Raw genomic sequence first — 15,243 nt, 5'->3', positions numbered from 1 at the left:
CTGACCGAACCCACGCTGCCACCGGATATTCAACGACATGCGCCCAGAAACTCTCGTCGAACGACTGCGTGAGCACGCCGCCCAGCGTGGCGACCATCCGGCGCTGCGCTTCATCGAAGGCGATGAGGTCGTTGGCGAGCTGAGCTTTGCTGGTCTCGATCAGCGCGTTCGCGCCCTTGCCGCGCAGCTGCAGGACCTCGGCGGCGCCGGCGAGCGGGCCGTCATCCTGCTGCCGAGCAGCCTCGACTACGCAGTGGCGTTCTATGCGTGTCTCTACGCCGGTGTGGTTGCGGTGCCGGCCTATCCGCCCGAGGGCGGCAAGGAGCGCTACACGAATCGTCTCGAGGGCATTCTCCGCAACGCGGCGCCTCGCTTCATCCTGACGGCGACCGACTTGCGCGAGACGATCACAGCGTCTCTCGGCCAAACCGTTGCCCATGTCGTGGCCGTCGACGCCGTGCCGGCGGATCAGGCGTCATCCTGGCGCGAGCCGCGCCTGAAGAGCGATGCGATCGCATTCCTTCAGTACACGTCGGGCTCGACCTCGCAGCCGAAGGGCGTTTGCGTCACCCACGGAAACCTGGTCGCCAACGAGATCGCGATGGAGGCCGCGGCCGGCGTGACCACGGACGACGTCTTCGTCAGCTGGTTGCCGCTCTATCACGACATGGGACTGATGGGCGGCCTGTTGAGTCCGTTGTTCACCGGCTACACGACGGTGTTGATGTCGCCGCGCAACTTCCTGGAGCAGCCGCGCCGCTGGCTCGACGCCATCGATCGTCATGGCGGCACCGTCAGCGGCGGACCGGATTTTGCCTACGCGCTGTGCGCCGATCGGATTTCCGACGAAGCGATCGCACGGCTCGATCTCAGCCGCTGGCGTTTTGCCTTCTCCGGCTCCGAGTTCGTGCGTCGCGCGACGCTCGATCGTTTCGCCGAGCGCTTCCGGCCGGCGGGTTTCAATTCGCGCGCACTGACGCCGTGCTACGGCCTCGCTGAAGCGACCCTGCTGGTCACGGCCGGCGATCGGGCTAATCAGGCGGCGTGCCATACGCTCGATCCGGTCGCGCTGGCGAGCGGACGTGTCGCCGAGGCGGACGAAGGCGCGGCGCTGATGGTCTGCGGCGTCGCGGCCGAGGATCACGCCGTGCGGATCATGCGACCGGATGCGTCGCGCGAAGCCGATGCGGACGAGATCGGCGAGATCTGGGTCGCCGGCCCGAGCGTGGCGCAGGGCTATTGGAAGAACGCGAAGGCCACGCAGCGGACCTTCGTGGAGAAGGACGGCTCGCGCTGGCTGCGCACCGGTGACCTGGGCTTTCTCCGCGACGGCGCGCTGGTCGTGACCGGCCGGCTCAAGGATCTGCTGATCGTTCGTGGCCAGAACATCTATCCGTTCGATCTTGAGCAGGCCGTCGAGGCCGGGGTGAGCAAGGTCCGCAAGGGACGCGTGGCGGCATTTCCCGTCGAGATCGACGGCGCTGAGGGGATCGGCATCGCCGCGGAGTTCAGCCGGACGGTGCTGAAGCGCACGCCGTCCGACGTCCTGATCAAGGCCATCGGCGACGCGGTCATGCGGCAGACCCAGGAATATCCCGGTGTCGTCGTGCTGCTGAATCCGCAGGGCATGCCGCTGACGACCAGCGGCAAGCTGCAGCGCTCAGCGTGCCGTGCCGGCTGGATGCAGGGAACACTCGACAGCTTCGCGGTGTTCGCGCGGGGACGTGAGACGGCGGACCGCGCAGGCGCTGACGCCCTCACGGAGACCGAACGCTCACTTGCGCCGATCTGGCAGGACGTGCTTCGCATCGCGACGGTTGGCCGTGACGACGACTTCTTCATGCTCGGCGGCAATTCAATTGCGGCTGCGCAGATTGCCGGTCTGGTGCGCAAGAGCCTGGGTGTTGAGCTCGACCTCCGCAGCTTCTTCGATGCGCCGACGCTTGGCGCTCTCGCTGCTCATATCGATGCAGCGGGCCAGGTGGCCGATGTCTTGACTACTGGTGTCTTGCCGCCGCTGCAGGCCGCAGCCCCCGATGCGCGCCGGCTACTGTCGCCGGCACAGGAGCGGCTCTGGTTTCTCTGGCGCATGGACCCGGCCAGCACGGCCTACACGGTCGCCTGCGTGATCAGGCTGGATGGCCCGCTCGATCAGGCGCTGCTCGTGCAGGCGCTCAGCGAGATCGTCGCGCGCCACGAGCCGCTGCGATCCACCTTTGCGTCGCAGGAGGGGCGGGCGACGCAGCTGATTCATCCCGTTCAGGAGGTGCTCGTCGCCGTCGAGGATCTGCGACGCTGCCCTGCGGCCGATCGCGCGATGCGGGCCGGGGCGCGCGTCCGGGACGAGCTGGCGAGGCCGTTCGATCTCGTCAATGGCCCGCTGCTGCGTGCCGTCCTGGTGCAACTGGCCGACGACCGGCACGAGCTGTTGCTCTCGGCGCATCACATCGTGGCCGATGGCCTGTCGCTCGATGTGCTGCTGCGCGAACTTTCGACCATCTATGATGCGCTTCGGCACCGAACGGCCTTGCCGCCGGCGCCGCCGCTGCAATATGCCGACTACGCCGCCTGGCAGCGGACCTGGCTGTCCGGTCCAGAGGCCGATCGGCAGATGGCCTATTGGCGGGCCCGTCTCGGCGAGGCGCACGAGCCGATGGCGTTGCCGTTCGATCGGCCGCGGCCTCCGGTCCAGAGCTATCGCGGCGATACGTTGCACCTCGAGATCCGGCAGGATCTGGCCGAGCGGCTGCGAATGCTGGCCGCGGAGCAGCGCGTCAGCATGTTCATGCTGCTGCTGGCCGCCTATCAGCTGCTGCTGTTCCGCTACTGCGGCCAGCCGGATCTGCGGATAGGCGTGCCCGTTGCCGGCCGCCGGCAGGCTGAGCTTGCTTCGCTGGTCGGCTGCTTCGTCAACACGCTGGTACTGCGCGCCGATGTTGCGCACGAGATGAGCTTCGCCGATCTGCTGAAGCAGGCGAAGGAGGAGGTGATCGCGGCGCTGGCGCACCAGGATCTGCCGTTCGACCGCCTCGTCGAGACGCTCAATCCCGTGCGATCGAGTGGTCACAATCCGCTGTTCCAGGTCAAGTTCAACTACATGACGGCGCCGCGCGGCTTTGCCGCGGTGGACGGCCTGCGCGCCGAAACCCGCATCATGGATCTCGCCGGCTCGCATTTCGATCTCGCGCTCGATGTCGTCGACGGCGCAGGCGGCATGTCGGCAAGCCTCAACTACGCGACCGACCTGTTCGATGCCTCCACGGTCGAGCGGATCGGGGCCCAGTTCGTCGATTTCCTGCAACAGATCGCCGAGGGCGTCGCGCGGCCCTTGGCCGACTTCGTCCTCGTCCCTCACGCTCGTCAGGCGATCGCGCGGGAGGTTGTCAGCTTCCCATTTGCCGACATTCTTGGCCTGATCAGCGCGGCCGCTGCGGGGCAGGGCGAAAAGATCGCTCTGCGACATGGGCAGACGTCCATCACGGTCGACGAGCTGCATCGCTGGTCGGATCAGATTGCGCGGACTCTGGCATCGCGTGGTGTGACGCGCGAGACGCCGGTGGCGCTGTGGATCGAGCGGTCTCCGGCGTTCGTCGCGGCGTTGCTCGGGGTGCTGAAGGCCGGTGGCGCCTATGTTCCGCTCGATCCGGCCTGGCCTGTCGCGCGCGTCCAGCGCATTCTTCAAGACGGGGACATTCGTACGCTGATCGCGTCCGGCGACCGACTCGCGGCCGCCCGGGCGTTGCAATGCCTGGTGCTCGACGCGGAACGGCGGGATGGTGGGGAAGCCGACAAGTTCGTTCCTCGACCTGTCCATCCTGACCAGACCGCCTACGTCATCTACACCTCAGGCTCGACCGGAGCGCCTAAGGGCGTCGCAGTATCGCATGGCGCGCTGGCGAACTACGTGCAGGCATTGTTGGCGCGGCTGCGACCGAAGGCGAATGCCAGCATGGCGATGGTCTCGACCGTCGCGGCCGATCTCGGACACACCGTCCTGTTCGGCGCGCTGGCGAGCGGCGCCACGCTGAACCTGCTGCCCGCCGATGCGGCCTTCGACGCTGACGATTTTGCGCAAGCGATGCGCGACGGGGACGTCAGCATCCTGAAGATCGTCCCGAGCCATCTGCGCGGTCTGCTGCAGGCGCGGCGCTCGGCCGACATGCTGCCGCGCGATGTGCTGGTGCTGGGCGGAGAGCCCTGCGATCCGCGCCTGATCGCAGACGTTCGTCAGTTGCGTCCGCAATGCCGCATCGTCAACCACTATGGCCCGACCGAAACCACGGTGGGTATCACCACCCATGAGTGGAGCGAGGCCTCCGGCGCTGTCGTGCCGGTCGGTATGCCCCTGGCGAATCTGCGCGTTCATGTGCTCGACGACGCCTTGAACGCCGTGCCGTCGGGCGTCGCCGGCGAGCTGTATGTCGGCGGCGCGGGGCTTGCGCGGGGCTATCGCGGCGCGCCGGGGCAGACGGCCGAGCGCTTCATTTCGGATCCGTTCGGTCCGCCGGGCGAGCGTCTCTACCGCACCGGCGATCGCGTGCGCTGCGATCACCAGGGAAAAATCGTCTTCCTCGGCCGTCGCGATGATCAGATCAAGCTGCGCGGCTATCGCGTCGAGCCGGCCGAGATCGCGCGAGTGATGAACGCGCTCGACGGCGTGGCCGATGCGGCCGTCGTCGTACGCACGATCGACGCCGAGCAGGACCGGCTGGAGCTGGTGGCCTATTACGTCCCGGCGCCGGGTGCGGCGCCGCAGCCGGATGCGTTGCGGACGCAGCTCGCAGCGTTGGTCCCGGACTACATGGTGCCGGCGCGCGTGATCATGCTCGACCGTGTCCCGCTGACGGCGAACGGCAAGCTTGATCGGGCCGCGCTTCCGCAGCCCGAGGACGAAGCCGCCGTCTCCTACGCCGATCCGGTTGGAGAAGTCGAACAGACCATCGCGGCCGTATGGCGCGAGGTGCTCGGTCGGGATCGCGTCGGCCGCAACGACAATTTTTTCGAGCTCGGCGGTGATTCCATTCTCTCCCTGCAGATCATCGCACGGCTGCGCAAGCGCGGGCTCATCCTGACCCCGAAGCAGGTGTTTGCGCAGCAGACGATCGCGGCCCTGGCCGGTGTGGTTGTGACCACCTCCACACGGGCTGTGGCGGCGCCGGCAGCAGCACCCAGCGTCGTGAACGCCGGCGTTGCGGAGCTGCTGCCGATCCAATTGCGGTTCTTCGCCGAGCCGATCGCCAACCGCGATCACTTCAACCAGGCGGTTCTGCTGACGCCGCGGGATCGCGTCACGTGGAGCGTGCTGCAGGCCGCGCTCGCTGCTGTCGTGGCGCATCACCACGCGCTTCGCACGAGCTATCGACAGGTGGGAGGGTCCTGGCAGGCGGCAGTCGCCGCGGAGCCGGCAGCCTCCGATCTGCTGTGGGTCCGAACGGGCGCGCAGCCGACTGAACTGGGCGCGATCGCGTCAGTCGCGCAGGCGAGCCTGTCCCTGGCATCGGGAGCCCTGCTGCGGGCCGTCGGCTTCGACATGGTGGACGGCAGCCAGCGCCTGCTGATCGCGATCCATCATCTCGCGATCGACGGCGTGTCCTGGCGCATCCTGCTCGAGGACATCGCCACGGCGTGCGGGCAGATCGAAGCCGGAGCTGCGGCTGTCACCTTGCCGGGCCACAGCGACCCGTCGTCCTCCTGGGCGCAGCGGCTGCGCGCGCATGCGACCTCCCACCGGCTGGTTGCGGAGCTGCCGTTCTGGCTGGCGGCCTCTCGCGGCGGTGAGCCGGCTTGCGACGACGATCACGGCGGCGTCGACGTCGAGGCCGAGGCGGAGGAGGTCGTGCTGAAGCTGGATTCGGAGCTGACCGCGCATCTCCTCGAAGCTGCGCCTTCCGCCTACCGCACCCGGATCAACGATCTGCTGCTCGCTGCGCTGTCACGCGCGATCTGGAGCTGGTGCGGCCGCGATGACGTCGCGATCGAGCTTGAGGGCCATGGCCGCGAGGACATCTTTGCCGATGCCGATCTCACGCGGACGGTGGGATGGTTCACCAGCGCCTTCCCGTTCCGCCTGCAGGGCGGCGCCAGCGCCGACGGCGACCTCATCAAAACGGTCAAGGAGGCGTTGCGCGCCGTTCCCGATCACGGTCTCGGCTATGGCGTCCTGCGTCATCTCGGCAGCTCCGAGCATCGTCAGGCCCTGTCGCGGCTGCCGAACCCGCGGATCGTCTTCAACTATCTCGGCCGTTTCGATCAGGAGCTGGGCGATGCGGCTGCATATCGGATCGCTGCCGAAGAACCCGGCCCGATGCGGGCGGCGGACACGCCGTTGCGGGCCTGGCTTGCCATCAATAGCGAGGTGCGCGACGGCGCGCTTCGCCTTGCCTTCCGCTACGGCCGGCGCCGTTATCGGCGTGCGACGATCGAGCGGCTCGCCGAGCTCTACGGCGCTGCGCTACGTGATCTCGTCGATCATTGCCGGGAGAGCGCGGGAGGCCTGACGCCTTCCGACGTCCCGCTGGCGCAGCTCGACCAGGCCATGCTCGATCGGCTCTGCGCAACGCTCGACGTTCGCAATGTCGAGGACATCTATCCGCTGTCGCCGATGCAGCAGGGCCTGATGTTCCACGCGCTGCGTGACGGCAAGGATGACGCCTATGTCAACCAGCTCGCGGTCGAGCTGCGTGGCGTGACGCCGGCGCAGCTGCGCGATGCCTGGCAGGCGGCGAGCGCGCAGCATGCCGCGCTCCGTACCGGATTCGCCTGGCAGTTCTCCGAAGCGCCTCAGCAGGTCGTCTATCGCCGGCTGGATGTTCCAGTCGTTGAGGAGGATTGGCGCGGCCGTATGGCCTCGCTGCGGGATGAGGCCGATCTCGACGCCGCGCTCACGGACGCCGCGCAGCGTGAACGTGCCGTCGGCTTCGACATCACCCGTCCGCCGCTGCAGCGGCTGCGCCTGATCCGGCTTGAGGACGATCGGGTCTGGCTGATCTGGACGCATCATCACATCGTGCTCGACGGCTGGAGCTCGGCGCGGCTGCTCGCCGATGTCCTGCAGCGCGCGGGCGGCGCCGCTCCGGCGGTCTCGCCAGGCAGATATCGCGACTACATCGCCTGGCTGCAGACGCAGGATCGGGGCGCCGCGACGAGCTTCTGGCGCAACACCCTGGACGATCTGGCGGAGCCGACGCTGCTGGCCGATGCATTGCGCAGCAGCGCGGCGGTGGTGCCGGCGGTCGGACATGGACGGCTGACGCTGGCTCTGGACGATCGGCTCGCGACGCGCCTCCGGCGGTTCGCGACCCAGCAGCGCGTGACGATGAATACGCTGCTGCAAGGCGCCTGGGTGCAGCTGCTGCGCCAGCACTGCGGTCAGTCGACCGTGTGTTTCGGCGTCACCGTCGCCGGGCGTCCGGCCGAGCTCGCCGGCGCGGAGCACGTGGTCGGCCTGTTCATCAACACATTGCCGCTGATCGATGCGCCGCATCCGCAGGCGGCGGTCGGCGACTGGTTGCGCGCGCTACAGGCGCGCAATGTCGCGGCGCGCGACTATGAGTGGATGCCGCTGCACGACATCCAGCGCCTCGCCGAGCATGGCAGCCGACAGCTGTTCGACAGCATCATGGTGTTCGAAAACTATCCGCTCGATAGAACGCTGGTGAATCGCAGCGACGGCGCGCCGCAGGTCGGACGTGTCGAGCATGTGACGCCGACGAATTATGCGATGGCGGTGTCGGTGTTCGATGGCGCCGACGGCCTGCGGCTCGACTTCAATTATGACCGGGCGCAGCTGGACGAGCGCGCGGTGCGGCTGGTGAGTGCGGCGGTGCGCGACTGGCTGCTGCAGATATCGGCGGATGCGGCTCGCGCGACGGGCTGCCTGCAGGCGACTGGTTACGATGCCGTCAGACGCGTTCTGCGCTGGGGCAGAGGTGATGGCAACGTCATCCCGCCCGGACAAAACCTCGTCGCGCAGATCGAAGCCCAGGCGGCGCGAACGCCGGATGCGATTGCCCTCGTCAGCGGCGAGCGCCGGATGAGCTATTCCGAGCTGAACGCGCGCGCGAATCGACTGGCGCATCGGCTGATCGCACGGGGCGTGGGCGCAGACGTGGTGGTCGGCCTCGCGCTGGAGCGCACGCCGACGCTGCTGGTGGCGTTGCTCGCGGTGCTGAAGGCTGGCGCAGCATATCTTCCGCTCGACCCCGACTATCCGGCCGATCGCCTGGCCCACATGCTGCGCGACAGCGGCGCGAAGCTGCTGCTCACGCAAGCCTCGCTAGGGGATCGATTTACGCGGGCGCTCGATGATGGCTGTGCCGAGGCCTGGCTGCTCGATGACACCGTCGGCCAGGGAGCCGGCGCTGCCGCCAATCCCGGCGTTGCCATTCACCCCGAGAGCCTCGCGTATGTGATCTACACATCCGGCTCCACCGGGCTGCCCAAGGGCGTGATGGTGCGTCATGGCGCGGTCGCGAATTTCCTGGCCACGATGGCGGAGCAGCCGGGGATTGCGAACGCCGACTGCGTGCTCGGCCTGACGTCGCTGTCTTTCGACATCGCCGTGCTGGAGCTGTGGCTGCCATTGACGTGCGGGGCACGCATCGTGCTGGCCGATCGTGCCGCCACGCAGGATCCTGCGACGTTGAAGGCGATGGTGATCAGGCACGGCGTGACCATTATCCAGGCGACGCCGTCGAGCTGGCGTATGCTGCTCGACCACGATGAAGGCGCCGCATGGCTTCCCGACGGCTGCCGCGTGCTGAGCGGCGGCGAGGCTCTGGCTCCGGATCTGGCGCGGCGGCTGACGGCGCTGAGTGACGATGTGTGGAACCTGTATGGGCCGACCGAGACCACGGTGTGGTCGGCGCGCCATCGGCTCGATGCTGATCATCCCACACCCGTGCTGGGGAAGCCGATCGGCAACACCACGCTGCATGTGCTCGACGCGAATTTCAACCTCGCTCCGCCGGGCGTGGCGGGTGAGCTCTTCATCGGCGGCGAAGGACTCGCGCGCGGCTATTGGAGCAGGGCAGGGCTGACCGCGGAGCGTTTCATCCCCGATCCGTTCGGGCCCGCCGGTGCGCGGCTGTACCGGACCGGAGATCTGGCGCGCTGGCGTGCCGATGGTCCGCTCGATCATGTCGGCCGCGCCGACCACCAGGTGAAGATCCGAGGCCGGCGGATCGAGCTCGGCGAGATCGAGGCGCAGCTGCGCGCGCAGCCCGGCGTGCGCGACAGTGTCGTGGTGGCGCAGGAGCTCGGCGGAAGCCGGCAGCTGATCGGCTATGTCAGCGGCGACGATACGCTCGATGCTGCGAGCCTGCGTGCGGCGCTCGTGCCGGTGCTGCCGGACTACATGGTGCCGTGGCGGCTGATCGTGCTGCCGCAGCTGCCGCTGACGCCCAACGGCAAGATCGACAGGCGCAGATTGCCCCCGCCATCCCAGGACGATCAGGCCGAGCACGAACATGAGGCGCCGATCGGCGAGATCGAGATCACGCTTGCTCGCCTCTGGGCGGAGCTGCTCGGGGTGAATAGCATCGGCCGCAGGGATCGCTTCTTCGAGCTGGGCGGACATTCCCTCCTGGCGGTGCGGCTGATGAGCCGCGTGTCGCAGGAGTTCGGCATCGCGCCGCCGCTGTCCAAACTGTTTGCTCACCCGGAATTGGCGGAGTTCGCGCGTGTCGTCTCGATCAGCCTGATCGAGGATGAATTCGAGGCGGGTGAGCTGCAAGAGCTGATCGAGGCGGAGTCATGATGAGACGAGCATCAGCCAAGCCCGACCTGAAGGATCTCGGCTGGGAAGAGCTGCAGCGCCTCGCGCTCGCCGCCAGGGAGCGGGGCCGCAGGAGCGGTCGGCTCGATCCCGGAGCAATCCCGACCATCGATCGCGGCGACAAGCTGCCGCTGTCGTTTGCGCAACAGCAGCTGTGGCTGGTGACGCAGCTCGAGGGCACCGGCACGAACTATCATCTCGATGCCGTGCTGCGGCTGGAGGGGCAGCTCGATGTCGCAGCCTGGCGCCGCAGTCTCGATCGTCTGCTCGCGCGCCACGAGGCGTTGCGCACGATCTTCGTTGTCGAGCAGGGCGCGCCACAGGTGCAGCTGTTGCCGCCCGATACGGCGTTGCCGTTGACATCGCATGATCTGCGTGGCCGGCCGGATCGCGACCAGCACTTGTCCGAGCTGCTCGACCGACGCCGGGGCGTGCCGTTCGATCTGGCCCGCGGACCACTGATCCGCATCGACCTGATCCGGCTCGATGATGACGTGCACGTCGCACTCCTCAGCTTGCATCACATCGTCGCCGACGGATGGTCGATGGGCGTGATCGTGCGCGAGCTTTCGGCTCTGTACGGCGCATGCGTTGCCGGCGAGGACGATCCGCTGCCGCCACTCGCGTTGCAGTACCCGGATTTTGCAGCGTGGCAGCGGGGAGCTCTGACGCATGAGCGGCTGAAGCGCCAGCTCGATCATTGGACGACGGCGCTGGCCGGGGCGCCGCCGGTGCTGGCATTGCCGACCGATCGTCCGCGCACGGCGCCGCGATCGTTGGCGGGAGCATCTGTGCCGGTCGAGGTCGACAGCGAGCTGTCGGGCGCCATCGGGCAGCTTGGCCGCACGATCGGCGCCACGCCGTTCGTGATCGTGCTTTCGGCCTGGGCCATCGTGCTGTCGCGGCTCGCCGGTCAGCACGATGTCGTGGTCGGCACGCCCACGGCAAACCGGACACAGGCCCAGGTGGAAGGGCTGATCGGCTTCTTCGCCAATATGCTGGCGCTGCGCCTCGATCTGACGGAGTCGCCCGATGTGGGGCAATTGATCGCGCGGGTGAAGGCGGCAGCATTGGCGGCGCAGGACCATCAGGATCTTCCGTTCGAGCAGCTCGTCGATGCGCTCCAGCCGCCGCGCGAACCGGAGTACACGCCCATCTTCCAGACCGTCTTCGCCTGGCAGAGCAACGAGATCGGCCGGCTCGCACTGCCCGGCATCGAGGTCGAGCGTCTTGCGACCGCGCAGCGGCAGATCAAGTTCGATCTCGAGCTCGACCTCAGCGAGACGGCCGGCCGCATCGTCGGACATCTGAATTATGCGACGGCGCTGTTCGACCGCGACACGGTGCTGCGCTATCGCTCTTACCTGTTCGCTGCACTGCGGGCCATGGTCATCGACATCGGTCAGCCCGTGCATGGGATCGATCTGCTGTCCGGCGAGGAGCGGTCGCTGCTGCTGGACCGCTGGAACAGCACGGATCTATTCACCCCGCCGGACCGCTGCATCCAGGAACTGATCACCGACCAGGTCCACCGCCGGCCGTCTGCCGTGGCGCTGGTGTATGACGGTGTTCGCCTGACCTATCAGGAACTCGAGCAGAGGGCCAATCGCCTCGCGCATCATCTCGTTGCGCGCGGCGCCGGTCCCGATCGTCTGGTCGCGATCTGTCAGCAGCGCGGCATCGATGCGATCGTCAGCATTCTCGCGGTTCTCAAGGCGGGCGCAGCCTATCTGCCGCTCGATCCGGTTTACCCGTCACAGCGGCTACGCGAGATCTTGGCCGACGCCGCGCCTCTGCTGCTGCTGTGTGACGATGAGGGGATCGCGACGCTCGGCGACGTCCTATGCCCGGTCATCGACGTCAGGCGCGATGCGTCAGCGTGGCGGGACGCGCCCGACGTCGCGCCCTCGATTGACGGTCTGACATCACGCCATCTCGCCTACGTGATCTACACCTCCGGCTCCACCGGCAAGCCGAAGGGAGCGATGATCGAGCACTTCGGGCTGGTTAATCTCGCGCTGGCGCAGATTGCGCTGTTCGATCTCAGCGAGGGCAGCCGCATCGTCCAGTTCGCGTCCCTCAGCTTCGATGCAAGCGTGTGGGACATCGTCATGGCGCTGTGTTCCGGCGCCGAGTTGCATCTGATCGGGCGCGACGCCCATCGCGACGCCTCGTTGCTTCTCGATTATCTCGCTGACCACCGCATCACCCATGCCACGCTGCCGCCAGCGATGCTGCAGGGCCGGCCGGACCTCGCGCGCCTCGCTGCTCTCGAGGTCCTGGTGCTGGCGGGCGAACTGCCGAGGGCCGAGCTCATCGCGGCGCTGCCGCCGAGCGTTGCCGTGTTCAACGCCTATGGGCCCACGGAAGCCACCGTCTGCGCCACGGCATGGCGGCGCCCTCCGGCCTTCGGCGATGATGTCGTTCCGATCGGACGTCCGATCGCCAATGCCCGGATCTATCTGCTCGACGGGGCAGGTCTGCCGGTGCCGCGCGGCGCGGTCGGCGAGATCTGGATCGGCGGCGCCGGGATCGCGCGGGGCTATCTCAACCGGGATGATCTCACGGCTGAGCGCTTCGCGGCCGATCCGTTTGCGCCTGCTGACGATGCGCGCATGTACCGCACCGGCGATCTCGGCCGCTATCGTGCCGATGGCGACATCGAATTCCTCGGCCGCAACGATCATCAGGTCAAGATCCGCGGCTTCCGCATCGAGCTCGGCGAGATCGAGGCGCGCTTGAGCGCGCTCGCCGGGGTGCGCGACTCCGCCGTACTGGCGCGCCGCACTGCGCAAGGCGACGCAACGCTCACGGCCTATGTCGTGCCGACCGACGAGGTGGGTGATGCCGCGCAGTGGAGCGCTCGATTGCGCGCCGACCTGCAGGCCTGCCTCCCAGACTACATGGTGCCCTCGGCGATCGTCTGCCTGCCGGTGCTTCCGCTGACGCCGAACGGCAAGGTCGACCGGCGTGCCTTGCCGGCCCCGGACGACGGCGCTCTGCCGCGCCGGATCTACGAGGCGCCCCAGGGCGAGATCGAGCGCGAGCTCGCAGCGATCTGGAGCGAGCTTCTCGGCATCGAGCAGATCGGACGGAACGATCATTTCTTCGAGCTCGGCGGGCAGTCGCTTCTGATCGTTCGTCTGCTGGACCGCCTGCAGCGTCGCGGTTTCACGACCAATGCACAGACCGTGTTCGTGAAGCCGGTGCTGCGCGAGCTCGCGTCAGGCGTTCGGCGTATCGAGCAGACCGGCATTCCGGCCAATCTCGTCACGGCCCAGACGACGGCGATCACGCCGGAGATGCTGCCGCTGATCGCCCTCAGCCAGCCGGAGATCGAGCGGGTGGTCGATCAGGTGCCCGGCGGCGTTGCCAACATCCAGGACGTCTACGCGCTGTCGCCGCTGCAGGAGGGCATCCTGTTTCATCACATGCTGGCGACGGAGGGAGACCCTTACGTGCTGGTCGCCCAGATGGCGTTTCCCGACCGCGACCTGCTCGATCGCTATCTCGCCGCGGTTCAGCAGGTGATCGACCGGCACGACGTGCTGCGGACGTCGATCGTCTGGGATGGTCTGTCCGTTCCGGCGCAGGTGGTCTGGCGCCATGTGCGGATCGAGGTCACCGAACTCGCGCTCGGTGGCGACGAGCCGGCGCATCTGCAACTCGCCCGGCGGTTCGATCCAAGATCAACCCGGCTCGATCTCGCCAAGGCGCCGCTGCTGCGGTTCGCCGTCGCGCATGATCCCGAGCACGATCGCGTGCTGCTGCTCGTCCTGCTTCACCACATGATCGGTGATCATTCGACCTTGGAGGCCATTCACCGGGAGGTCGAGGCCATCATGTCGGGGCGGGCGCATGCCCTGCCGGCCCCGACGCCGTTCCGCAATCTCGTCGCCCGAACCCGTGATGCCGTGAGGCAGGAGGCCGAGCAGCATTTTTTCCGCGGCATGCTCGCGGATATCGATGCGCCGACTGCGCCGTTCGGGCTTATGGAGGTGCGCAGCGATGGCGACGGCGTGTGCGAAGCGAAGTTGCCGATTGCTTCCGCGCTCGACGGTCGGCTGCGATCCCTGGCGCGACGCATCGGTGTCAGCCTGGCAAGCCTCTGCCATCTCGCTTTCGGGCAAGTGCTCGCTCGCAGCAGCGGCCGCGAGCAGGTCGTGTTCGGCACCGTGCTGCTCGGCCGCATGCAGGCTGGCGCCGAGCTTGATCGGAGCCTCGGCCTGTTCATCAATACGCTGCCGTTGCGCCTGGATCTCGACAGCACCTCGGTCGAGGACAGCGTGCGCGCGGCGCATGCCCGGCTGGCTGAGCTGACGACGCATGAGCATGCCTCATTGGCGATGGCCCAGCGCTGCAGCGGCGTCGCGCCGCCGGCCCCGCTGTTCACGGCTATTCTGAACTATCGACACAGCCGAAGGGAGCATGACGTCACGGTGGCGCCTGCAAGCCCGCTTCGGGCGATCGAATGGCTGGGAGTCGAGGAGCGCACCAACTACCCGCTGATGCTGGCTGTCGACGACGACGGTGATGGCCTGCGTCTCACGGCTCAGGTCGTCGGCCCCGTGCCGCCGGAGCGGATCTGCGCGATGATGCAACAGGCGCTCGATCGGCTGGCGTCAGTGCTGGAAACTGATCCGCACATGCCGGTGCGCCGGCTCGACGTCGTTCCGGCAGGGGATCGTGCGCGATTGCTCAGGGCGTGGAATGCGACGGCGCGGGAGCAGGACACGCGCTGTCTGCATCGACGATTCGAAGCGCAGGCCGCACGCGCACCTGACGCGATCGCGCTGGTCCACAGCGATGCCACGATCAGCTATGGCGAGCTGAATGCGCGCGCGAACCGGCTGGCGTCTCGTCTCAGGGCGCGCGGGATCGGCGCTGATATGGTGGTCGGTCTGGCGCTGGACCGCAGCGTCACGATGATGGTGGCGCTGCTCGCGGTGCTCAAGGCCGGCGGAGCCTATTTGCCGCTCGACCCGGATTATCCGTCCGAGCGGCTCGCTCACATGCTCGGAGATAGCGGTGCGAAGTTGCTGCTGACGCAGGCTGAGTTGCAGGATCGCTTCGCGCCGGTGCTTGAGGTGAGCGGAGCGGAAGCTTGGCTGCTCGATGCGCAGGCCGGACGGGGTGACGGTGATGCGGGCAATCTCGCTGCAGAGGTTCATCCCGAGAACCTGGCCTATGTGATCTACACCTCGGGCTCGACCGGGCTGCCCAAGGGCGTGATGGTGCGTCATGGCGCAGTGACGAACTTCCTGGCGACGATGGCCGAACAGCCGGGCATCCGTGCTGAGGACCGTGTGCTCGGTCTGACCTCGCTGTCGTTCGACATCGCGGTGCTGGAGCTGTGGCTGCCACTGACGCACGGCGCGCGGATCGTGCTCGTCGATCGCATGGCGGCGCATGATCCGGCGGTGCTGAAGGCGATCGTGGCGCGGCATGGCGTGACCATGATCCAGGCG

The 15,243-nt window shown here is 67.6% G+C and carries 2 protein-coding genes; both read left to right on the top strand.

Going from position 1 to position 15,243, the window contains the following annotated elements:
• The first annotated feature begins 37 nt into the window (after positions 1 to 37).
• A complete protein-coding gene (locus tag NLR35_RS06825) occupies positions 38 to 9,757 on the top strand; it encodes a non-ribosomal peptide synthetase (protein ID WP_257165789.1) in 9,720 nt (3,239 codons plus the stop codon).
• A partial coding sequence (locus NLR35_RS06820) for an amino acid adenylation domain-containing protein (protein WP_374940792.1) occupies positions 9,754 to 15,243 on the top strand: 5,490 nt, incomplete at its 3' end. The genes NLR35_RS06825 and NLR35_RS06820, both read left to right, overlap by 4 nt.

It is taken from the genome of Bradyrhizobium sp. SRS-191 (assembly GCF_024586915.1).
Classification (GTDB): domain Bacteria; phylum Pseudomonadota; class Alphaproteobacteria; order Rhizobiales; family Xanthobacteraceae; genus Bradyrhizobium.
This window is presented reverse-complemented; position numbering and strand designations above follow the sequence as displayed.